19 protein-coding genes and 1 pseudogene are annotated in these 20,537 nt (G+C 66.8%); 7 read left to right on the plus strand and 13 right to left on the minus strand.

Going from position 1 to position 20,537, the window contains the following annotated elements; all coding sequences use genetic code 11:
• Nucleotides 1-16: 16 nt before the first annotated feature.
• From P7V53_RS24005 to P7V53_RS24030, 6 genes are read right to left on the minus strand one after another with little or no spacing between them, the layout of a single operon-like run.
• A complete protein-coding gene (locus P7V53_RS24005; RefSeq protein ID WP_280152017.1) occupies nucleotides 17-1,648 on the minus strand; it encodes an acetolactate synthase large subunit in 1,632 nt (543 codons plus the stop codon).
• Nucleotides 1,645-2,511, minus strand: coding sequence for a citryl-CoA lyase (locus P7V53_RS24010; RefSeq protein ID WP_280152018.1), 867 nt, complete (start codon nucleotides 2,509-2,511; stop codon nucleotides 1,645-1,647). The genes P7V53_RS24005 and P7V53_RS24010 overlap by 4 nt, the downstream gene beginning before the upstream one ends.
• A gap of 17 nt (nucleotides 2,512-2,528) precedes the next feature.
• On the minus strand, nucleotides 2,529-3,731 hold the full coding sequence (locus tag P7V53_RS24015) for a CaiB/BaiF CoA-transferase family protein (protein WP_280152019.1): 1,203 nt from the start codon (nucleotides 3,729-3,731) through the stop codon (nucleotides 2,529-2,531).
• 13 nt (nucleotides 3,732-3,744) lie between these two features.
• Complete coding sequence (locus P7V53_RS24020; protein WP_280152020.1) at nucleotides 3,745-4,716, minus strand: tripartite tricarboxylate transporter substrate binding protein; 972 nt, start codon at nucleotides 4,714-4,716, stop codon at nucleotides 3,745-3,747.
• A gap of 34 nt (nucleotides 4,717-4,750) precedes the next feature.
• Nucleotides 4,751-5,722, minus strand: a complete 972-nt coding sequence (locus P7V53_RS24025) for a tripartite tricarboxylate transporter substrate binding protein (RefSeq protein ID WP_280152021.1) — start codon at nucleotides 5,720-5,722, stop codon at nucleotides 4,751-4,753.
• 45 nt (nucleotides 5,723-5,767) lie between these two features.
• Nucleotides 5,768-6,772 (minus strand): amidohydrolase family protein, encoded by a 1,005-nt coding sequence (locus tag P7V53_RS24030; protein ID WP_280152022.1) that lies wholly within the window; start codon nucleotides 6,770-6,772, stop codon nucleotides 5,768-5,770.
• Between the two features lie 34 nt (nucleotides 6,773-6,806).
• Here P7V53_RS24030 and P7V53_RS24035 point away from each other — a divergent pair, with 34 nt between their 5' ends.
• Nucleotides 6,807-7,742 (plus strand): LysR family transcriptional regulator, encoded by a 936-nt coding sequence (locus P7V53_RS24035; RefSeq protein WP_280152023.1) that lies wholly within the window; start codon nucleotides 6,807-6,809, stop codon nucleotides 7,740-7,742.
• A 402-nt stretch (nucleotides 7,743-8,144) separates the two neighbouring features.
• Entirely contained in the window at nucleotides 8,145-9,158 is a 1,014-nt protein-coding gene (locus P7V53_RS24040) for a substrate-binding domain-containing protein (RefSeq protein ID WP_280152024.1), read from the plus strand.
• 21 nt (nucleotides 9,159-9,179) lie between these two features.
• Here the strand turns inward: P7V53_RS24040 and P7V53_RS24045 are convergent, their stop codons facing one another.
• The 3 genes from P7V53_RS24045 to P7V53_RS24055 form a co-directional block, all read right to left on the minus strand.
• Nucleotides 9,180-9,455: a hypothetical protein gene (locus P7V53_RS24045; protein WP_280152025.1), complete on the minus strand. Its 276-nt coding sequence runs from the start codon at nucleotides 9,453-9,455 to the stop codon at nucleotides 9,180-9,182.
• Between the two features lie 261 nt (nucleotides 9,456-9,716).
• Nucleotides 9,717-11,564: a sialidase family protein gene (locus tag P7V53_RS24050; RefSeq protein ID WP_280152026.1), complete on the minus strand. Its 1,848-nt coding sequence runs from the start codon at nucleotides 11,562-11,564 to the stop codon at nucleotides 9,717-9,719.
• Between the two features lie 57 nt (nucleotides 11,565-11,621).
• Entirely contained in the window at nucleotides 11,622-11,816 is a 195-nt protein-coding gene (locus tag P7V53_RS24055; RefSeq protein ID WP_280152027.1) for a hypothetical protein, read from the minus strand.
• Here P7V53_RS24055 and P7V53_RS24060 point away from each other — a divergent pair.
• The 5 genes and pseudogenes from P7V53_RS24060 (at nucleotide 11,815) to P7V53_RS24080 (ending at nucleotide 16,707) form a co-directional block, all read left to right on the plus strand.
• A complete protein-coding gene (locus P7V53_RS24060) occupies nucleotides 11,815-12,783 on the plus strand; it encodes a M20/M25/M40 family metallo-hydrolase (RefSeq protein ID WP_280152028.1) in 969 nt (322 codons plus the stop codon). The two genes, P7V53_RS24055 and P7V53_RS24060, sit on opposite strands and share 2 nt — an antisense overlap.
• A 369-nt stretch (nucleotides 12,784-13,152) precedes the next feature.
• Nucleotides 13,153-14,036: pseudogene (locus tag P7V53_RS24065) on the plus strand (TauD/TfdA family dioxygenase).
• A 12-nt stretch (nucleotides 14,037-14,048) separates the two neighbouring features.
• Complete coding sequence (locus tag P7V53_RS24070; RefSeq protein ID WP_280152029.1) at nucleotides 14,049-15,068, plus strand: ABC transporter substrate-binding protein; 1,020 nt, start codon at nucleotides 14,049-14,051, stop codon at nucleotides 15,066-15,068.
• Nucleotides 15,069-15,070: 2 nt separating this feature from the next.
• A complete protein-coding gene (locus P7V53_RS24075; protein WP_280152030.1) occupies nucleotides 15,071-15,841 on the plus strand; it encodes an ABC transporter ATP-binding protein in 771 nt (256 codons plus the stop codon).
• Entirely contained in the window at nucleotides 15,838-16,707 is an 870-nt protein-coding gene (locus P7V53_RS24080) for an ABC transporter permease (protein ID WP_280152031.1), read from the plus strand. Before P7V53_RS24075 ends, P7V53_RS24080 begins: the two co-directional genes overlap by 4 nt.
• A gap of 15 nt (nucleotides 16,708-16,722) precedes the next feature.
• Here P7V53_RS24080 and P7V53_RS24085 read toward each other — a convergent pair whose 3' ends face one another.
• The 4 genes from P7V53_RS24085 to P7V53_RS24100 form a co-directional block, all read right to left on the minus strand.
• Complete coding sequence (locus P7V53_RS24085; protein WP_280152032.1) at nucleotides 16,723-17,508, minus strand: MetQ/NlpA family ABC transporter substrate-binding protein; 786 nt, start codon at nucleotides 17,506-17,508, stop codon at nucleotides 16,723-16,725.
• A gap of 28 nt (nucleotides 17,509-17,536) precedes the next feature.
• Nucleotides 17,537-18,199 (minus strand): methionine ABC transporter permease, encoded by a 663-nt coding sequence (locus P7V53_RS24090; protein WP_280152033.1) that lies wholly within the window; start codon nucleotides 18,197-18,199, stop codon nucleotides 17,537-17,539.
• Nucleotides 18,192-18,995 carry an ATP-binding cassette domain-containing protein gene (locus tag P7V53_RS24095; RefSeq protein ID WP_280152034.1) on the minus strand — a complete coding sequence of 268 codons (804 nt, stop codon included), beginning with the start codon at nucleotides 18,993-18,995 and terminating at the stop codon, nucleotides 18,192-18,194. Before P7V53_RS24095 ends, P7V53_RS24090 begins: the two co-directional genes overlap by 8 nt.
• A 77-nt stretch (nucleotides 18,996-19,072) precedes the next feature.
• The gene (locus P7V53_RS24100) at nucleotides 19,073-20,350 is read right to left on the minus strand and encodes a vanadium-dependent haloperoxidase (RefSeq protein ID WP_280152035.1); all 1,278 of its coding nucleotides are present in this window, start codon (nucleotides 20,348-20,350) and stop codon (nucleotides 19,073-19,075) included.
• Nucleotides 20,351-20,537 lie beyond the last annotated feature (187 nt).

Here is a 20,537-nt window from a genome sequence, read left to right on the forward strand (position 1 = left end):
CGACCTCCTGCTTGCGTCACAGCGGCGACTTCATCTCCTTCAGCCGGGCCGTGAGCTTCATGTTCTCCGAATAGTCGACAGGGCAGTCGATGATGACGACGGTGTCGTCGGCGATCGCCTTCTCGAGCGTCGGCAGCAGGTCCTGCGCACGCTCGACCCGATAGCCCTTGGCACCGAAGCTCTCGGCGTACTTGACGAAGTCGGGGTTCTTGAACTCGATGTGGCTGGGGCGCCCGAAGTGGCGCAGCTGGTGCCAGGTGATGAGGCCGTACTCGGAGTCGTTCCAGATCAGCACGACCAGCGGCGTCTTGAAGCGCAGCGCGGTCTCGATCTCCTGCGAGTTCATCATGAAGCCGGCGTCCCCGGTGACGGCGACGACCTTGCGGTCCGGGTAGGCGAGCTTGGCGGCGATGGCGCCCGGCACCGCGATGCCCATTGCCGCGAAACCGTTGGAGATGATGCAGGTGTTGGGCCGCTCGGCGCGGTACATGCGCGACATCCACATCTTGTGCGCGCCGACGTCCGAGATGGCGATGTCGTCGGGCCCGAGCACCTCGCGCAGGTCCCAGACGATTTTCTGCGGCTTGACCGGGAATCCCGTGTCCTTCGCGTATTGCGATCGGTCGGCTTCGAGGGCCTTGCGCACGGCCTTGAAGGGCGGCTCCGGCTGCGGCTTGACCTGCAGCGCGAGTGCCTGCAGCGAGGAGGGAATGTCGCCCAGGACGCCCACCGCCACGATGTAGTGCTCGTCCACTTCGGCCGGCAGCGCGTCGATGTGGATGATGGTCTTGTCGCCGTCGGGGTTCCACATGTCGGGGTGGTACTCGACCATGTCGTAGCCGATGCAGATCACCACGTCGGCCTTCTCGAAGGCAAACCAGGGCAGGTCGCGCGCCTTCAGGCCGATGGTGCCGAGCGACAGTTCATTGGTGAACGGCATCACGCCCTTGGCCATGAACGTGTTGGCCACGGGAATCCGCAACGCCTGGGCAAAGGTCACGAGCGCGTCTGCCGCCCCCTGCCGGATGACGCCGTTTCCCGCCAGGATCACGGGTGCCTTCGCCTCGTTGATCAGCGTCGCCGCCCCGTTCACCTTGCGCGCGGGGGCCTGGGACGTGTAGGCCGTCTGCACCCTGATGGGCGCCTTGTCCACCTTCATCTCGGCAACGTTCTCCGGGAAGTCGATGAACGTGGCGCCGGGCTTCTCGGTCTGTGCCACCTTGAACGCCTTGCGCACGATCTCGGGAACGATCGCGGGGTCGAGGATCTGCGCCGAGTACTTGGTGATCGGCTGGAACATGCTCACCAGGTCGAGAATCTGGTGGCTTTCCTTGTGCAGCCGCGTCGTGGCGCCCTGGCCGGCGATCGCCACCACCGGCGCGCGGTCCATGTTGGCGTCGGCCACGCCGGTGATGAGATTGGTCGCCCCCGGTCCCAGCGTGGCCATGCACACCCCGGCGCGCCCGGTCAGGCGGCCGTAGACATCGGCCATGAAGGCGGCGCCCTGCTCGTGATGGGTGGTGACGAACTTGATCGTGCTGTCGAGCAGCGCGTCCATCACGTCGATATTTTCCTCGCCCGGGATGCCGAAGATGTACTCGACCCTCTCGTTCTCGAGGCACTTGACGAACAGCTCAGCGGCTTTCATTGAGTCTCTCCATCCTGGGCCGGCACTGCACGCCGTGCCGGCCCGTCGTAGGTCCATGTGAGGCGGCGCGGCAGCGGTCCCTTGATGCGCCCGCCCTGCTCGGTCTGCTCCCATGCATGCGCCAGGATGCCGACCGAGCGCGACAGGCAGAACAGCCCGCGCGCCAGTGGCGCCGCGAAGCCCAGCTCGGCGTAGATCACTGCAGTCGCACCGTCGATGTTCATCGGAATCGCCTTGCCCGTTTTCGCGGCAAGGTGACCTTCCACCCCGCGGCCGATGGCGGCAAAGCGCCCGCTGACCGCGCCCTGACGCGCCGCCTCGTCGACCAGGGCGAGCAGCGGCGCGCTGCGCGGGTCGACCGGATGGAAGCGGTGCCCGAAGCCCGGGATGACCTTGCCGTGCGCCGCGACGAAGTCGTCGAGGCCGGCGCGCACCGCATCGGCCTCGGATCCGCCGGCGTCGATGCGGGCGGCGATGTCCTGGTACAGCTCGACCGCCTGCTCGCCGGCGCCGCCGTGCACGTCGCCCAGCACGTTGACGGCCGATGCCATCGCGCTGTTGAGCCCGACGCCGCACGTGGCCGCCATGCGCGCGATGGCGATGCTCGGGGCCTGCGGACCGTGGTCCACTGCCGCCATCAGGGCGGCCTCGAGGAGCGCGCCCTGCCCCTTCGACGGCAGCTCGCCGCGCGTCATCAGCCAGATCATCTGCGCGAGGCTGACGCGCCGGGCGATCAGGTCCTCGATGGGGTAGCCGCGGTAGCGAATGACGCCCGGCGTCATTTCGATGATCGAGGTGCGCCACCAGTCCTCGCTTTCGCGGCGGTCGGCGCCAGGGGTCGTTGCGTTGTCGCTGTCAGTCATGGGTGTCTCCAATGGGGTCATACCGCCTTGTCGGCCTTCAGCGCATCGATCTCCTCGGCCGAGTAGTCCAGCTCGGCCAGGATCTCGTCGCTGTGCTGGCCGAGCATCGGAGGCGGCGTATCGACCGAGGGCGGCTGCCCGTTCAGCTTGAAGCCCGTTCGCACGACGCGGATGTCGCGGCCGACGCCCGGCGCGTTCTTGAACGTGGCGATCATCCCGCGCTGCTGGACCTGCGGATGCTCCAGCGCCTGTGGGACTGAATAGACGGGCCCGGCAGGAACGCCGGCCTCGTTGAGCAGGCGCCACCAGTCGCTGGCACTCTTCGCTCCCATGGCCTGCTCCATCAGCTGCCTCAGCGCGTCCCGATGCTGAAGACGGCTGTGGCGATCGACGAAGCGTGGGTCCTGCGCCCAGTCCGCGTGTCCAAGCACCTGGCACACGGCCTCGAACTGCTCTTGCTTGTTGGCAGCGATGTTGAGCAGTCCGTCGCCGGTGCGGAAGGTGCCCGATGGACTCGCCGTCACGTTGTCGTTGCCCAGCGGCATGGGATCGCGACCGGCGATCAGATGGTTCGACACCGCCCACCCCATCGTCGCCATCGCCGCCTCGAGCATCGACACGTCGATGAAGACGCCCTCGGTGCGCTGGTGGTCGGCCAGCGCGGCAGCGACGGCAAAAGCCGCCGTGATCCCGCCGATCGTGTCGGCCACCGGATAGCCGACACGGTACGGCGCGTTCTCCGGCGCGCCGGTGACGCTCATGATGCCGGACATGCCCTGGATGATCTGGTCGTAGGCCGGCAGGTCGCGCAGCGGCCCGTCCTGGCCAAAGCCCGAGATCGCGCAGTACACCAGCCTCGGGTTCTCCTTCATCAGTTCAGCATGCCCGACGCCGAGGCGGTCCATCACCCCGGGGCGAAAGTTCTCCATCACCACGTCGGCAGTGCGCACGAGGCGGCGAAAGACTTCCTTGCCTTTCGCATGCTTGAGATTGAGCGTGACCGAGCGCTTGCCCGGGTTCTGGGCCAGGAACGACACGCCCATGTTCGCCTTGTTCAGCTCGGTGTCGGCGCCGAGCTGACGAGCCAGGTCGCCGGTGCCGCGCGCCTCGACCTTGATGACGTCGGCGCCCATGTGCGCGAGCTGGTGGCAGGCGAAGGGTCCGGCCAGCACGTTGGTCAGGTCCAGGACGCGAATGCCGTGAAGAGGTTTGATCGCCATGGTTCGCTCCTGCTCAATCGGCCTTGATGCCGGCCGCCTTGACGACAGCACCCCAGCGCTGCATCTCGGCCGCCACCAGCTGCGACGCTTGCGTCGGCGAGTTGGGCACGGGCTCCAGGCCTTGTTCCGCCAGACGCTTGCGGCCATCTGCGGAGTTCAGCGCATCGGTGATGGCCTTGTTCAACTTGTCGATCACCGGCTGGGACGTTCCCGCCGGGGCCGAGAAGCCGACCCAGAAGTCCATCGCCACCCTGGGCAGGCCGGCCTCCTTGGCCGAAGGAACGTCGGGAAGCAGCGGCGAGCGCTTCTCGCTGGTGACCATCAACGCGCGCAGTTTGCCCGACTTGATGTGCGGCAAGGCTGTCGGCAGCGACGTGACGAGCGCCTGCACCTGCCCCCCCATGAGGTCTTGCAGCACTTGGCCCGCACCCTTGTACGGAACGTGCGTGAGGTCGATCGCCGCCTCGCGCTTGAACAGCTCGCCGCCCAGATGGGTGTTGGTGCCGTTTCCCCCCGATCCGTAGTTGAGCTTGCCCGGATGCGCCTTGGCCGCTGCGATGAATTCCTGCACCGTCTTGGCAGGCACCGAGGGATTCACGACCAGCACGTGTGGCGCCGCAGCGGCCGTGATGATGTGCGCGAAGTCCTTCTTCGGATCGAAGGGCTGCTTCGTCCCCAGCGCGGGCGCGATGGTGAACGACATCTCGGTCGTCAGCAGCGTGTAGCCGTCGGGCGCGGAACGCGCTACCGCGCCCCAGCCGATGTTGCCGCCGCCTCCCGCGCGGTTGTCGACCACCATGGGTTGCCCGAGGCCATTGCCGATCTGCGTCGTGACCAGGCGCGCGACGATGTCGGTGGTACCGCCGACCGCGTAGGGGACGATCACCGTCACGGGCTTGGTCGGATAGGCCTGCGCAAGGGCAGCACCAGTGCCTCCCAGAAGAAGGATGGCGGATGTCAGCCAGCGCGCGTTCAAGAGGACCATGTTCGTCTCCAATGGATTGTGGGTGAAACGAAGCTCAATCGAGCTTCACGTTGCTCTCGCGCACGACGGCGCTCCAGCGCTGCTGCTCCGCCTTCAAGTACTGCGCTGCCTGCTGTGCCGACCCGCTCAGCGGGATGCTTCCCTCGGCCAGCAGCTGAGCCGCCGTCTCCGGCTTGGACATCGCCTTCTCCACCTCGGCGTTCAACCGATTGACGATGTCGGCCGGTGTGCCGGCAGGCGCGACCAAGAGCTTCCAGTCGGTGGTGTCGAATCCCTTGAAGCCGGCCTCCGCGACCGTCGGAACCTCCGGCAGCACCGGCAGCCGCTTCGCTGAACTGACAGCCAGCGCACGCAGCTTTCCGGTCTTGACGAACGAGAGCACCGCCTGCGGGGTCGCGAAGTAGAAGTCGACGGTGCCGCCGAGCAGGTCGGTCGCGGCGGGGCCCGCGCCCTTGTATGGGATGTGGTTGACCTTGATGCCTGCCTGCTTGGAGAAGATCTCGCCGGTGAGGTGGCCGACGGTGCCGTTGCCTGCGGAGGCCATGGTCACGGTCGACGGCTTCGCTTTCGCCGCGGCCACCAGGTCGGCCACCGTCTTGAACGGGGACGATGGATTGACGACCAGCACGACCGGTTGTCCCGCCACCAGCGCCACGGGGACGAACGCCTTCGTTGCGTCGTAGGGCATCTTCGAATACAGCGACGGGTTGATCGCCAGGTTGGCAGTCTGGCCCATGCCGAGCGTGTGGCCGTCGGCCTTGCTCTTGGCCACTGCGTCCATGCCGATGTTTCCACCGGCGCCGGCCTTGTTGTCGACGATGAACGTCCAACCGGTGGCGGCACGAACCTTTTCCACTACCAGCCGCGCCACGACGTCGGTGCCGCCGGCCGGCGGGAACGGCACGATCACCTTGATGGGCTGGCTCGGATAGCCGCTTTGCGCGTGTGAAAGGCACGCGGCGCCGCTCAGCAGCGCCGCGCAGGCAAGACGAAGCGATGAGGACATGATGTCTCCTTTGATGTGTGAAAGTGAAAGGAAAAGGGTCGCGCGTCAGTCAAGGCGATAGACGCGGGTCGCGGTGCCTTCGAACAGGGCTTGGCGCTCGCCGGCGCTGCACCCCGCGGTCAGCCGCTTGAAGGCGTTCCATCCGATGGCGTAGCTGTACGAGCCCTTGTCGACGGGGAAATTGCTTTCGAACATGCACCGGTCGGCACCGAAGGCCTCCATGCAGGTCTCGATCCAGGGCTTCCAGGTCTGCGCGAGCACCTGCGACGAAGGCGGCGTCTCGCCCTTGTCGAATTCGAAGCCGTTGATGCGCATGCCGAGTCCGCCCAGCTTCACGTGGACGTTGGGCAGGCGAGCCAGCTCGCGCATCGAGGCGCTCCAGCGCTCGAACACCTCGTCGCGACGGTCCTCGTAGGCGCCGATGCGCACGATGCCTCCACAGTGGTCCACGACGATCGTCGTGTCCGGAAAAGCCCTGGCGGTATCGATGAGCTCGGGCAGCTGCGGAAAGAAGAGCCATGCGTCGTACGTGAGACCCAGCGGCGCGAGCTGCGCGAGACCGGCGCGGAACGAGTTGTCGAGCAGCAGACCCTGGGGTGCCGCGGTGAGCGGATTGGCGAGCGATGCGTCGGCGTCCCACGTCGTCAGGTGTCGCACGCCGCGAAAGCGACCGCGACCGGCTTCGAGGTGGGCTTCGAGGACATCCCGGGCCGCATCGCCGAGTCGCAGGTCCGCGAAGCCAACGATGCCGGCGGCAACCTGCGGAACAGCGGTTGCGGTGACTTCCGCGACGTACTCCGTTTCGCCGACCGGCTTCAGTTCCTCGGGACCCGACGCGCGGTAGCGCGTCAGCGCCTGCATGTACACCGAGGCGCGGACCGCGTGGCCAGACCGGGTGTCCGCCACGTACTCGTCCATCAGATACCGCCAGCCCGGTCGATCATAGAAATGATGGTGCGCATCGACGATCGGCAGAGCAGGCTCGAGAACATCCTCTCGATGGCGCTGGAGCCACTCTTCGCGGACAGGGAGGTAATTGTGGGTCGGCATGCATTCAGTATGGGCAACGCGACACCAAAAACATATGGATGTGATGTTTGATCACTTGATAATGCCGTTATCAAGTCCAGGAGTCACTGACATGGAGACGAGCTACCTCAGCACCTTCGTTCTCGTCGTCGAGTCAGGCTCCATGTCCGAGGCCGCTCGCCGCCTGGAGGTCACGCCGGCCGCCGTCGCGCACCAGCTCAAGTTGCTGGAGCGCGAGCTGGGAACGCGTTTGCTGACCCGTGCCGGACGGACGGTGGTGCCCACCGAGGCGGGCCATCGGCTGGTGGACAGAGCCAGCACGATCCTGCGCGACCTGCGAAACATCAAGGCGGCCATCAACGACGACGCAGCCACCGGGGAACTGCGGCTCGGCGCCATCAACACGGCACTGCACAGCCTGATGCCCGAAATCCTCGCCGGGTTCGTCAAGGTCTATCCGGATGCACGGGTGGAGATCCGCTCCGCCTTGTCGGTGGAACTCTACGACGCCGTCTTGCGCGGCGAGCTGGACGCGGCGATCTGCCTGCACCCTCCGTTCGTGATGCCCAAGACGCTGAGCTGGGAACAGCTGTGCGAGGAACCGCTGGTGGTGATGGCGCCGGCCAGATGGGGGCAGCGCGATGCGCACGCCTTGCTGCGCGAAGAGCCCTTCATTCGGTACAACCGGATTCTCGGAGGCGGCAAGCAGGCCGACGCCTACCTGCGCAAGGCCGGGATCGTTCCTCACGAGCGCTTCGAGCTCAGTTCGCTGCCCGCGATCGCGATGCTCGTCGATCGCGGTCTCGGCGTCTCGCTCGCACCCGATGCATCGGTGCAGTGGTGGCGCGGTCTCCGTGTCGCGAGATTGCCGCTGGCCGATCAGCCGTATCGTCGCCGCTTCGGGATCATCTGGCCACGCGCATCGGTACGGACACGCTTGATCCTGGCGCTGGTTGAACAAGCGCGCAAGGCCGTGTCGCGATCGACCTAGTCAAGCAACAGCAGTCGAATCAAGCCGCGTGCGTGGCCCCCGAACCCGGTGAGGCCGACGACTGCGCAGGCGCCCCGTCCTCGACGACCTCGATCGCCCGCTCCAGCTCGGCAGGCGTTGGCGGATCGTGCAGCAGCACGGCATCGGCCAGGCCGCGCGGTCCGACCGGCAGCGTATATGCGCTTGGAGCCTTCGAGCGTGGCTCATGTCATTCGCGCAAGCTTGTTGGCGGCGGCGGCCACGCCAGGCTGCAGGGCTGCGCTTGGGCAACGCGATCGCTGGCTCGAGTTCAGACACGCGGTGAAGTCGCAACAAGTATGTCGGACCTTCGACGGATCTCCGTCATAGCGTGCTTGGCACTCTGCAGGCAGCATCGTACGTTTTGCTGCCGGAGGAGAGTCAATGTTCCGCTATCGCGTCTTCACCCTCGTTACGCTCAGCGTCGCAATCGGTTGCGCAGCCAGCGCCGGCCCACTGGCTGCGCAAGAGCGTCGGCCCCAGACGATCGCCACGGTCGTCAAGATCACCGGCATCCCTTGGTTCGATCGCATGAAGGAGGGGGTCGACGAGTTCGCTCGCAGCTCCAAGGTCGTCACTCGCCTGGCCGGACCGACTGAGGCGGTCGCCGACGAGCAACTGCGGGTCATCGAAGAGCTGATTGCCGAGAAGGACATCGACGCGCTCGTCATCGTCCCGACCGACCCCGGTGCCATTGAAGCCGTGTCGCGGCGGGCACTGCAGCGCGGCATGGTCGTCGTCACACACGAGGCCGACAACCAGGTCCACACCATGGCCGACCTCGAGGCCGTCGACAACGTCGCATTCGGCACCGCCCTCAACGAACGCATGGCCGCGTGCATGGGCTACCGCGGCAAGTGGGCGTCCTTCGTGGGCACACGTCGCAGTCGAACGCACCTCCTATGGATCGAAGCGGGCACGGCCAACGCGGCGAAGCACCCGGGGATGGAGATGGTGAGCTCTCCAAACGAGTCGAACGACGACGCCGAGCAAGCGTACCGAAAAGCCAAGGAGATCCTCCGCCAGCACCCCGACATCAAGGGCTTCCAGGGGTCGGCCTCGAGCGACGTCATCGGCATCGGGCGTGCCATTGAGGAGGCCGGCCTGCAAGCCACGACCTGCGTCTACGGCACGGGGCTGCCGAGCCGCGCCGGCAAGCTTCTGGAGTCAGGTGCGGTCAAGGGCATCGGCTTCTGGGATCCACGACATGCCGGGATGGCGGCGAACCGCGTCGCCAAGCTGCTTCTAGACAGAAAGCCGATCACCGATGGCATGAATCTGGGTGTGGTGGGTTACGAAGAGGTGACTGTCAAGCGGGGGGCGGGAGGCGGCTTTCTGATTATTGGCAAGGCTGACGTCATCGTCGACAAGGCAGGCTACAAGGCCTATCCATTTTGAGTTGGCGTCGCGAGTTGCAAGCTAGTGCAGTAGGCCCCTCTGTTCTGTACTTATCTCCCGGTAGCGGCGAGCGCTGCCTTCGCCCGCGTGACGGCGATCAAAGGCCTCGACCGCGATGTCCATGTCCTGCCAGCCCTGGGCGGCCAGCAAGACCACGAGCGCTCGCTGCTGAAGCCGAGTCTCAACTCGCCGGCGCTTGGCCGCCACACGAAGCTCCCGCGCGGTGTGCTCGTCCAGGTCAATCGTCTTGGCAACCGGGATCGCTCCAACATCCTGGGCGATCGGTGCGGCCGGCAAGATAGGTCTATGACTTCACGCGGACGTGTTCGACATCAAGAACCTGTATCCCGACCTTCCGGAATGGATGCGCAAGCTGCAGGACTCAATACCTGGTTGGCGGACGGCATCGAAAGTACATGGACCTCAATTGCATTGAGCAGAAGATCCATGAAACCGCCCCGCAAGCGCCGGGGAATGCCCCGGGCGGCACGCCTGAGGCCGGGGCGAATGTGTCGGCGACGGGCGCGGGCGTTTCTTCCGATGCGGTCGTCAACAACCTCACTGAATGGCCAGCTGGCCCTCGTGACTGAGCACGCTGAACATGCCGTTGCCCAGGTATTGCAGCTCTATGGTGTCCGTCTGGCCGCCGCTGATGGAGCCGGTCTGCCCGCGTGTCGTCGACGCGATGGAGGTGTAGATCGGCCCGCTGCGTGTGCTCGAATCGCCCGAGACGAGCTTGCTTCCGTCGGAAGACAGCGCCACAGCCGCCGTGGTGAAGCCGGTATTCAGCAATGTCCAACCGACGCCGCCGTCGGCCGAGGTCCAGATCTTGCCGGCGCCGTCCGAAGCAGCCAGCCTCATGCCGTCGAACGAACTCGACACGCTGGTCCAACTGCTGCCGGGGCCGCGCGGCGACCATGTCGCGCCATGGTCGGCAGACGTGTACATCTGCTGGCCTGAGCGCGAACGCGCCACCACGATCAGTCTGCTGCCGTCCCCAGAACTGGCCGCGCCGTGGAGATCTTTCCCGATGGATTCACTCAGTGACCAGCTTGCGCCGTAGTCTTCCGAGATGTAGATCTCGCCGTCCCCGGTCACGGCAACCAACCTGCTGCCGCTCTCGGAGGCCGCAACACCGCGCCAGTATTGCGCAGAGGTCGTCTGAGTCCAGGTATCGCCGCCATCACTCGACCTGTCGATCGAACCGTCCTGGAACACCACGACAATGTTCCTGCCGTCTGCTGAGCAGGCCACGGTTCCCCGAGAGCTGGCCGGCTGGTGTGTCCGCACGTTCCAGCTCGCGCCGCCGTTTCTGGAGAACTGAATGTTGCCCATGACGTCCACCGCCAGCAGCATCTCGCCATCCGCGGATGACGCCACGCTATACCAGGCGCCGACCATGTCGGTATGCGCCGTCCAGCTCGAACCGCCATCCCCTGAGGTGTAGACATAGCCGTAGGCTCCCGCCAGCAGCCTCATGCCGTTCGCCGACGAGGCCACGGAGAGCCAGAGCGCGTGGGGGTCGTGAGATTGCCATGCGGCGCCTGCGATGCCGCCCAGATCCTTCGTGTCGATCGCCTGCCCGTCGTTCTGTGCAATGCGCCAGCCGGCGGCACCGACGCCGCGGACACGCACCACGTCGCCGGGAGCGATGGCGGGCTCGGCCGGCAACCTCACCGCCACCTGCGCCGCGTCGTTGGCAGCGATGTAGCCCCAGTTGGCATCGGCCTGCACCACGGCGGCGTCGGCGACGAAGGTCCATGGTTCGGCGTTGCAAACCTCGCCGGTGGCGCTGACCTCGTCCGGATCGAGCACGTCATTGGCATTGCGGTCCGGGCCCGTGCGGACCCTCCTGCCGCCGAGCGGACAGGTGGACATGTCGGCCGCTGCGGCGATGTCGACCAGCGTGTTGATGCGGTTGGCGCCTTCGATGCCGTTGCACACGTAGCCGGTGCTGGCGATTTCGTCCGCGCCGAGCAAGCCGTCGTCGTTTCTGTCGACGCCGACATGGACCGACTTGCCACCGCTCGGGCAGTGAATGCCGGCGGGCTCGTCACGCATCTGCGCCAGCGTGTTCATGCCGACACCGCTTGCGGAAGCGGCGCTGGCGCGGCAGAAGTACTGAGTGCTGCCGACCTCGCCCGCGCCCAGCGCGCCGTCGCGGTCTGCGTCCAGTCCTGCGTCGATACGGATGCCGCCACTGGCGCAATGCACGCCCGCATCCTCGGCGCTTGCCGTGATCAATGCGGCCGGACCCTGGGCCTGGTCATGGCGCCACGTTCCGGTGTCGCCGCCGCCCCCGCATGCGCCTACGAGCAGGGCGAGCATCGGGCTGAGAAGGTGGTGTCTGATTCGCATGGATGTCACAGTGAAGATGGATCTCGAATGGGCAACGAGGATGTCCATGTGACGTCGCCGCGCGGCGACCAAGCTATGACGCTGTCGTGATGTTTCGAATCGCAGTCAGGCCGGCCATCCGTGTCGCACCTCGCTTGTCGGTTCACCTGCATGCGCCTTGACATCTGGTCCGCCATCGATCCTGCTTTGCTCGGCCAGCCAGTTTGCAAACAGGAGCAGGCGTTCAGGGGCCGGCCGTGCCCTGGGCCAGCGCAGGTAGTAGGCGCGCGACGCGACCCAGCCGATGTCGCTCAGATCCATGGCTCAGAACGACAGCATCGGGTTGCTCGATCGGCTGATCGGGTTTCCGTCGGTCTCGCTGACGCCCAACATCGCGCTCATCGAGTACGTGCAGCAGCGGCTGGCGCAGGCGGGCATCCGATCGACGCTCTTTCGCGAGGCATCCGGAACGCGTGCGAACCTGTTCGCGACGACCGGGCCCGACGGCGTGCCAGGCATCGTTCTCTCTGGCCACACCGACGTGGTGCCGGTCGAAGGGCAGGCGCTCGCGACGACCTCGCTTCGGCCGATGCTGTGCATCGTCGGCGAACCCACGATGATGCAGATCGCGACGGGCCACAAGGGCAAGGCCGCGTTCCAGGCGCTGTGCTGCGGGCGGGAAGGGCACTCGTCGCGGGCGCCTGCGTATCTCAATGCGATCCATGTCGCGGCAGACTTCGTGCGAGGCCTGCGCGCCGCCCAGGACGAGGTGGCCGCGTACGGCCGGCAAGACCCCGAGTTCGACATCCCGTACTCGACGCTGCACATCGGAAAGATCGGCGGCGGCAAGGCCCTCAACATCGTGCCGAACGAGTGTGTCGTCGATTTCGAGATCCGCACGGTCGCCGGCGAGAGCGCCGACGACCTGCTCTCGCTCGGCCTGGAGCACACGCGCAAGCTGATGGCGGCGGACGCTCGCGATGGCCGTGCGCGGGCCGAGTTGCCGACGATCCAGCAGGTCACCGCCTACCCGGGCCTCGAGGCCTGCGTCGAGCCGGACGTGATGGATGCGGTGGCGGCATCGCTGCCTCGCGAAACGCCGAAGATCAAGGTCGCGTACGGCAGCGAAGGAGGCTTGTTTCGGCAGCACCTGAATGCGCCGGTGCTGGTGTGCGGGCCGGGCAGCATCGAACAGGCGCACAAGCCCGATGAGTACGTCGAGGTTTCCCAGATCAAGCGCTGCGACGAGTTCCTGGAAAGGCTGGTTGTCAAGCTCGCCTGCTACTGACTTCAGTCTTGGAGCGCCAGACCAAGCCGAGGGCTCCTTGGCCCCCGATGGCTAAGCGATACGTCCGGCGCCTCGTGACGCGCGGGGCTGTGCGGCCTCCAACGGTCCACTGCCGACTACCGGCGTTGGCCGGTTTGCTGAGGCAAATGTCGCCTTCTGGCCGGGTCCCGTTGAAGAGTCGTCACTGCCGAAAGCCAGCTGAGCGCACATCGCTGCCGTTTGCGCCAGCTCGATCAGTGGCCCTGCGACGATCAACCGTAGAGGGCGCCCATCGCTTATGCGCCGTACGGCAATGCAACAGCGATTCGCTTCGTTGCCGAACAAGATATGCAGTCCTAGAGTCGGGCGCTCCCTCTGTAGCCGCCTGCCATGTCTGCCCTGCCTGCTGACCGCACCGATCCCGATTTCGACATTCGCCCTCTGGATGGCGAGCCTCTGGGCGCAGAGGTGATCGGGCTCGATCTGGCGAAGCCCCTCTCCGCCGCGGCCTTCGCGCGAATCCATCGCGCGCACCTGGATCATCACGTCCTGCTATTCCGCGACCAGCGCATCACGCCCCGTCAGCAGATCGAGTTCAGCCGCCGCTTCGGGCCTTTGCAGATCCATGTGCTGCACCAGTTCCAGTTGCCCGGCCACCCCGAGGTGCTGATCGTCTCCAACATCAAGGAGAACGGCCAGCCCGTCGGCCTGGGCGATGCGGGCCACTACTGGCACTCGGACCTGTCGTACAAGGAAAGGCCGAGCCTCGGCTCCATGCTTCACGCTCAGGAACTGCCCGCCAGCGGAGGCGACACCTTGTTCGCCAACATGCATCTGGCCTGGGACAGGCTGCCTGTTCCGCTCAAGCGCCGCGTCGAAGGACTGAAAGCCGAGCACAGCTACCTCGCGAAGTACGCCGAGCTGCAGCGCCGCAGCCCCTGGCGGCCGAATCTGACAGCAGAGCAGATCGCGCAGGTGAAGCCGGTCTCCCACCCGGTGGTGCGCACGCATCCCGAGACTGGCCGCAAGGCCCTCTTCGTCAGCGAGCATTTCACGACGCGTCTGCTCGGCGTCAGCGATGACGAGAGCCGCGAGCTGCTCGATGCGCTGTTCGCGCACAGCGTCGAGCCCGAGCACCTCTACCGCCATCGCTGGCGGCCGCATGACATGGTCTTCTGGGACAACCGCTCGCTGATGCACCTGGCGGCCGGCTGCCCCGACGACCAGCGCCGCAAGCTCTACCCACGACGATCGAAGGCGACGTGCCCTATTGAATGAACATGCCCATGACATCCAAGCTTTTCGCCCGCCGGCGCTTCGCGGCTTTTGCACTGGCTGCCGCCACAGTCGCGGCGGCGTTGCCCGCTCGCGCCGAAGGCCAGCTGCGCATCGCCGAGCAATTCGGCATCGTGTACCTGCTGCTCGACGTGGCGAAAGACAAGCAGCTGATCGAGAAGCACGGCAAGAAGCAAGGCGTCGACATCAAGGTCGAATGGGCGCAGCTGTCCGGCGGCGCGGCGATCAACGATGCGCTGCTCAGCGGCTCGATCGACATCGCCGCAGCCGGCGTCGGCCCGCTGCTCACGCTGTGGGACCGCACCAAGGGCCGGCAGGACGTCAAGGGCGTGGCCTCGCTCGGCAACTTCCCCTACTACCTGGTGAGCAACAACCCGAAGGTGAGGACCATCGCCGACTTCGGCGAGAAGGATCGCATCGCCGTGCCCGCCGTGGGCGTGTCGGTGCAGTCTCGGGTGCTGCAGCTCGCGTCGGCCAAAGTGTGGGGTGACGCGCAGTACAACCGGCTCGACAAGCTGCAGGTGGCACTGCCGCACCCCGACGCCACCGCGGCCATCATCAAGGGCGGCACGGAGATCAGCGCGCACTTCGCCAATCCGCCGTTCCAGGAACAGTCCCTGGCCGGCAATCCGAGCGCGCATGTCGTCCTCAATTCCTACGACGTGCTCGGCGGCCCCGCCTCGGCCACCGTGCTGTATGCGACGACGAAGTTTCGTGCCGAGAACCCGAAAACCTACAAGGCCTTCGTCGATGCGCTGGCCGAAGCCGCGCAGTTCGTCGCCGCCAATCCCGACGACGCCGCCGATACCTTCGTGCGCCGCAACAACTCGAGGATCGATCGCGCGCTGGTGCTGAAGGTGATCAAGAACCCGGAAGTGCAGTTCAAGCTGACGCCGCAGAACACCTACACGCTGGCCGACTTCATGGCACGCGTCGGCGCGATCAAGAACAAGCCCGCGTCGGCCAAGGACTACTTCTTCGACGACGCGCACAACGGAGCGGCGAACTAGCCGTGGCGGCGCTGCTCGAGGTCCGCGGGGTCACGCTCGAATACGCCACGCCGCAGCGTGTGGTGCGGGCCACGCACCGCGTGAGCTTCGATGTGCACGGCGCAGACCGCTTCGTCCTGCTCGGTCCCTCGGGCTGCGGCAAGTCGACGCTGCTGAAGGCCGTGGCCGGCTTCATCGCGCCGCGCGAAGGCGAGATCCGGCTCGACGGCCAGCCCGTGCGCGAGCCGGGGCCCGACCGCATCGTCGTCTTCCAGGAGTTCGACCAGTTGCCTCCCTGGAAGACGGTGAGGCAGAACGTGATGTTCCCGCTGCTCGCGTCGCGCACGCTGTCGCGCAATGAGGCTGCGGAGCGCGCGCTGCACTACCTGGGCAAGGTCGGCCTGGCCGACTTTGCCGATGCGCACCCGCACACTCTGTCCGGCGGCATGAAGCAGCGCGTGGCGATCGCCCGAGCGCTGGCGATGCAGCCCAAGGTGCTGCTGATGGACGAGCCGTTCGCGGCGCTGGACGCGCTGACGCGCCGCCGCATGCAGGAGGAGCTGCTCGCGCTGTGGGACGAGGTGCGCTTCACCCTGCTGTTCGTGACCCATTCGATCGAGGAAGCGCTGGTGGTGGGCAACCGCATCCTGCTGCTGTCCCCGCACCCGGGTCGCGTGCGCGCCGAACTCAACAGCCACCAGTACGGGCTGCACAGCCTGGGCGGCGCGGAGTTCCAGGCGAGCGCGCAGCGCATCCACGACCTGCTGTTCGAGAAGGAAGCGACCACCCCATGAGTGCCGTCATGCCGCCGCTGCGACCGGAATACGCGCGCCCGCTCGAGGCCGTGCAGGAAGCCCCGGCCGATCGCCCGCTGCCTTGGACGCAGCGGCTGTGGCGGCACGGCGCGCTGCGCAAGGGCTTGATCCTGGCGACGGTGGCCTTGCTGTGGGAGATCGCGGCGCGCTGGCAAGGCAACGACCTCCTGCTGCCCGGCTTCTGGCAGACCGCCGTCGCCTTCGTCGAAGCGACTGCCAGCGGCGAGCTGCCGGCAAAAGTGGCGCTGTCCCTGGCCGTGCTTGGCCAGGGCTACGCACTCGGTGTCGCCAGCGCCTTCGCGCTGACCAGCCTGGCGGTGTCGACGCAGCTCGGCCGCGATCTGCTGGACACCTTGACGGCGATGTTCAATCCGCTGCCCGCCATCGCGCTGCTGCCGCTCGCCCTGCTGTGGTTCGGCCTCGGCCGCGGCAGCCTCGTCTTCGTGCTGGTCCATGCCGTGCTGTGGCCGCTCGCGCTGAACACCTACGCCGGCTTCCAGGGCGTGCCCGAGACGCTGCGCATGGCCGGACGCAACTACGGCCTGCGCGGCCTGCGCTATGTGCTGTTCATCCTCGTGCCGGCCGCGCTGCCTTCGATCCTGTCGGGCCTGAAGGTCGGCTGGGCCTTCGCCTGGCGCACGCTCATCGCCGCCGAGCTGGTTTTCGGCGCCTCGTCGGGACAGGGCGGCCTCGGCTGGTTCGTCTTCCAGAACCGCAACGAGCTCTACACCGACCGCGTGTTTGCCGGCCTCGCGATGGTGGTGCTGATCGGGCTCGCAGTCGAGGGGCTGGCGTTCGCGACGCTGGAGCGGCTCACGGTTCGGCGTTGGGGCGTGCAGCGCTGAGCAGCCGGCCCCGCGTCAGAACGCCGCGACCAGCGACCCGCTGAAGCTGCCCTCCACCAGCTGTCGCACTTCCTGCGACTGGAAGGCCTTCACCAGCTTGGGCACCCAGGGCTTGTCCTTGTCGGCAGTGCGTACCGCGATCAGGTTCGCGTAGGGGCCCTTCGCGTCCTCGATCGCGATGGCGTCGCGCGTCGGCACGAGCTTGGCCTGCACCGCATAGTTGGTGTTGATCGCGCTGGCGTCCAGGTCGTCCAGCGAGCGCGGCAGCTGCGCGGCCTCGACTTGCACGATCTGCAGGCCCTTGGGGTTGTCGACGATGTCGGCCACCGTCGCCGAGATCCCCGCCGTGGGCTTGAGCTTGATGACGCCGGACTTCTGCAGCAAGGCGAGCGCACGGCCGCTGTTCGACGGATCGTTCTGGATCCCGACCTTCGCGCCCTTGGGCAGATCTGCGAGGGACTTGTACTTCTTCGAGTAGAAGCCCATCGGGAAAGTGACCGTGTAGCCCACCGCGCTGATCTTGTAGCCGCGCGCCTGGATCTGCGTCTGCAGGAAAGGCAGGTGCTGGTAGCTGTTGGCCTGCACGTCGCCGGCGTCGAGCGCCGCGTTCGGCTGGATGTAGTCGTTGAATTCCACGATCTGCAGCTTGAGGCCCTCGCGCTCGGCGACCTTCTTCGCCACCTCGGCGATTTGCGCATGCGGGCCCGCGGTGACGGCGATCTTGATCGTGTCTTCTGCGTGGGCCAGGTCGGCCAGCACGAGGCTGGGCAGCAGCAGGAGGGCGCGGCGGGTCAATGTCATGGTCGGTTTCTTCTCCGTTGTCAGGGGTCTATCGTTTGTCGAGGCGCTGCGCGATTGCGGCGCCGGTGAACTGGATGAGCTGCACCAGCGCAACGAGCAGCGCCACGGTGAGCACCATCACGTCGGTCTGGAAGCGGTAGTAGCCGTAGCGGATCGCCAGGTCGCCGATGCCGCCGCCGCCCACGACGCCGGCCACCGCCGAGTACGACAGGAAGCTGATCGCCAGCACCGTGAGCGCGAGCACCAGGCCCGATCGCGCTTCGACGAGCAGCACGTGCCACACGATCTGCAGCTCGCTCGCTCCCATGGCGTGCGCCGCTTCGACGACGCCGCGCGGCACTTCGCGCAGCGTCTGCTCGACCAGGCGCGCGAAGTACGGGATCGCCGCGAACGACAACGGCACGGCGGCGGCCACCGGGCCAATGGAGCTGCCGGCGATGACACGCGTGACGGGCACCAGCGCGACGAGCAGGATGATGAAAGGAAAGGACCGCACTGTGTTGACCAGCCAGTTCACGACGGCGAACACCGGGCGGTTGTCCAGCGGCTGGCCGGGCCCGAGCAGAAACAGCCAGATGCCGAGCGGCCCGCCGATCAACAGCGCGGCCGCGAGGCCGATGCCAAGCATCAAGAACGTCTGCCCCACGGCGAGCCACAGCTCGGGCAGGATCGCGGCGATGTTCTCAGGCATGCTGCGCCTCCCGCAGCCCGGCCCCCAGGCTGTCGTCGAAGGCCGCCAGGCGCGACAGCGTTCGGCCGAGCGCCGTCCGCCGCGCGCTTCCCACAGCGCCGACAGCGAACTGCTCGGCGACGGCGCCGTCTTCGATCACCGCGACACGGTGGCAGAGACGCTGCACGACCGACAGCTCGTGCGTGACGATCACGATCGTCACGCCCAACTGCCGGTTGATCTCGCGCAGCGTGTCCAGCAGCGCGCCCGTGGTCTCGGCGTCAAGCGCCGAGGTCGGCTCGTCGCACAGCAGGAGCCGCGGGCGCGTCGTGAGTGCACGCGCGATGGCGACCCGCTGCTTCTGCCCGCCGGACAGTTGCGCTGGATGGCTGTCCGCCTTGTCGGCGATGCCCACAAGCGTGAGGCAGTCGCGCACGCGCTGAGCGACCTGGTCCTTGGTCAGGCCGCCGTTCAGCTTCAGTGGAAAGGCCACGTTGTCCGCGACGCTGGCGTTCTGCAGCAGGTTGAACTGCTGGAAGATCATGCCGATGCCGCGGCGCGCATCGCGCAGCTCGCGCTTGGACAAGGCGCTGAGCTCGCGCTCGCCGACGAAGACACGCCCGGCGTCGGGACGCTCCAGCAGGTTGATGAGGCGCAGCAGCGTGGACTTGCCGGCGCCGCTCGTGCCGATCAGCCCGAATATCTCGCCCTCGAGCACCTGCAGCGACACGTCGCGCACGGCGTGGAGCTGCTGGCCATCGGTGAGGTTGTAGGTCTTGGCAAGGCCTTCGAGGCGGATCAAGTGGGATATCGACATCGTCGATCGAGTGTCTCCTCCGGGTGCGGCGCCTGTAAACGAAGAATTCCGTCTGTGCTTGTGCGACCCGCGCTGCCTCAGTGCGCCACGGGCTTCAGAACGTTGCGCACGATGTAGTCACCGATCTGCCAGCCGAGCTGGTCGCCGCCGTCCGTGGCCGAGCGGGTATGGATGCCGCCCCAGATCCGCGCGTCGTTGTCCTCGCGGGTGAGCTGCGACCAGCTCGTGTAGACGCGGCGCACGGTACCCGCGGGCCATACCGCGGAGGCAGGCGCCGACAGGGCGTCGCTGCCGAAGACGGCTTGCAGGATGCGTTCGTAGCTGGCGGCCTGGATGGCGTGGCCGGACACGTAGTCGGGGTGCTGCGGGGTCTGTGCCAGCGGCAGCCAGTCGGGGTCGGCCTCGATGCGCGGGTTGCCGAGGTTCGCCGCCTCGCGAATGGCCGTCACCGGACGCTGCTGATGGTGGATGAGCTTCACGCCGTAGCCGACGATGTAGGCGTCCAGGCTCGCGCCGTGGACCAGCGCGTACAGGCGCGCGTTGTCGTGCACGCCGAACTTGCGCCGCTCGGCCTCCTGTCTGGCCACTTCGAGGAAGGGATGCCAGGTCTGTGCAACCCAGAAAATGGCCGCCGCGGTCTGGTCGGCCGTGCGCTCCCTGCTGTTCACGCCGCCCAGGCGCTTCACCTCGTTGACTTCGCGCGCGTAGCGCTCGCTCTTCGCGTCGGGCGGGGGCGGCGCCTTGAACTGGTCTGCGCTGCGCAGGAACAGCGGCTTCACTTGCGGCCAGCGCGCAATGACAAGCGGCGAAGGACTCGGCGGCGTCGGCTTCCACGTGCCGGGCGTGCCAAGCGGCGTGTAGGACACGTCGCGCGCGGACCCGTCGTCGCGGCGGAGCTCGACGAGCTTGTCCCCCACTTCCTTGCCCACGGCCAGTCCGTCCGTCTTGCCCGCGCCCTCGGGCACCTTGGCGAGCGAGGCCGAGAGTGCCGCGTCCAGCGCGGGCTTTTGCGACGGGTACAGCGCAAGCAGGACAGCATGCGCCGCACCCGCCGCGGCGGCATCGGGCGATGCACCGGTGGGCGCTTTCACGGCGACCGCGAAAGATTCGTAGCGCCGATCGATGGCATTCAGCGCGTCGTGGATGGCCAGGTGCGTGAGCGCCAGATGGCGAGGAACAAAGACGCCGCCCGGCGGGTTGTTCGCGGTGACGTTGGTGGCGGTCGCGTACCAGTCTGTCACGACGTCGGCATGCGACGCCACCGGGTGCGCGATGACGAAGCCGGCGATGAAGAGGATGCGCAGCAGGCCAGGCAAAGCGGCGATGCGTCTTGGGCGAGAAAAGATGGTGTGCATGTGGCGTTCGAAGCTCATTGCCCCGCGAGGGCAGACACGCACACCATAGGATCGGGTCGCCCGTGCGGCAACGAACGGGCGCGCGCAAGCTCATGTGATCAGCGCATGAGGTCTCGCCGTCGTGCGATCTCCGTGGCGTGCGAGTTCGAGCAAGAACCTCCAGCCGCCGCCGAGTCGCAGCGCGTGG

The organism is Piscinibacter sp. XHJ-5, assembly GCF_029855045.1.
Classification (GTDB): Bacteria; Pseudomonadota; Gammaproteobacteria; order Burkholderiales; family Burkholderiaceae_C; genus Albitalea.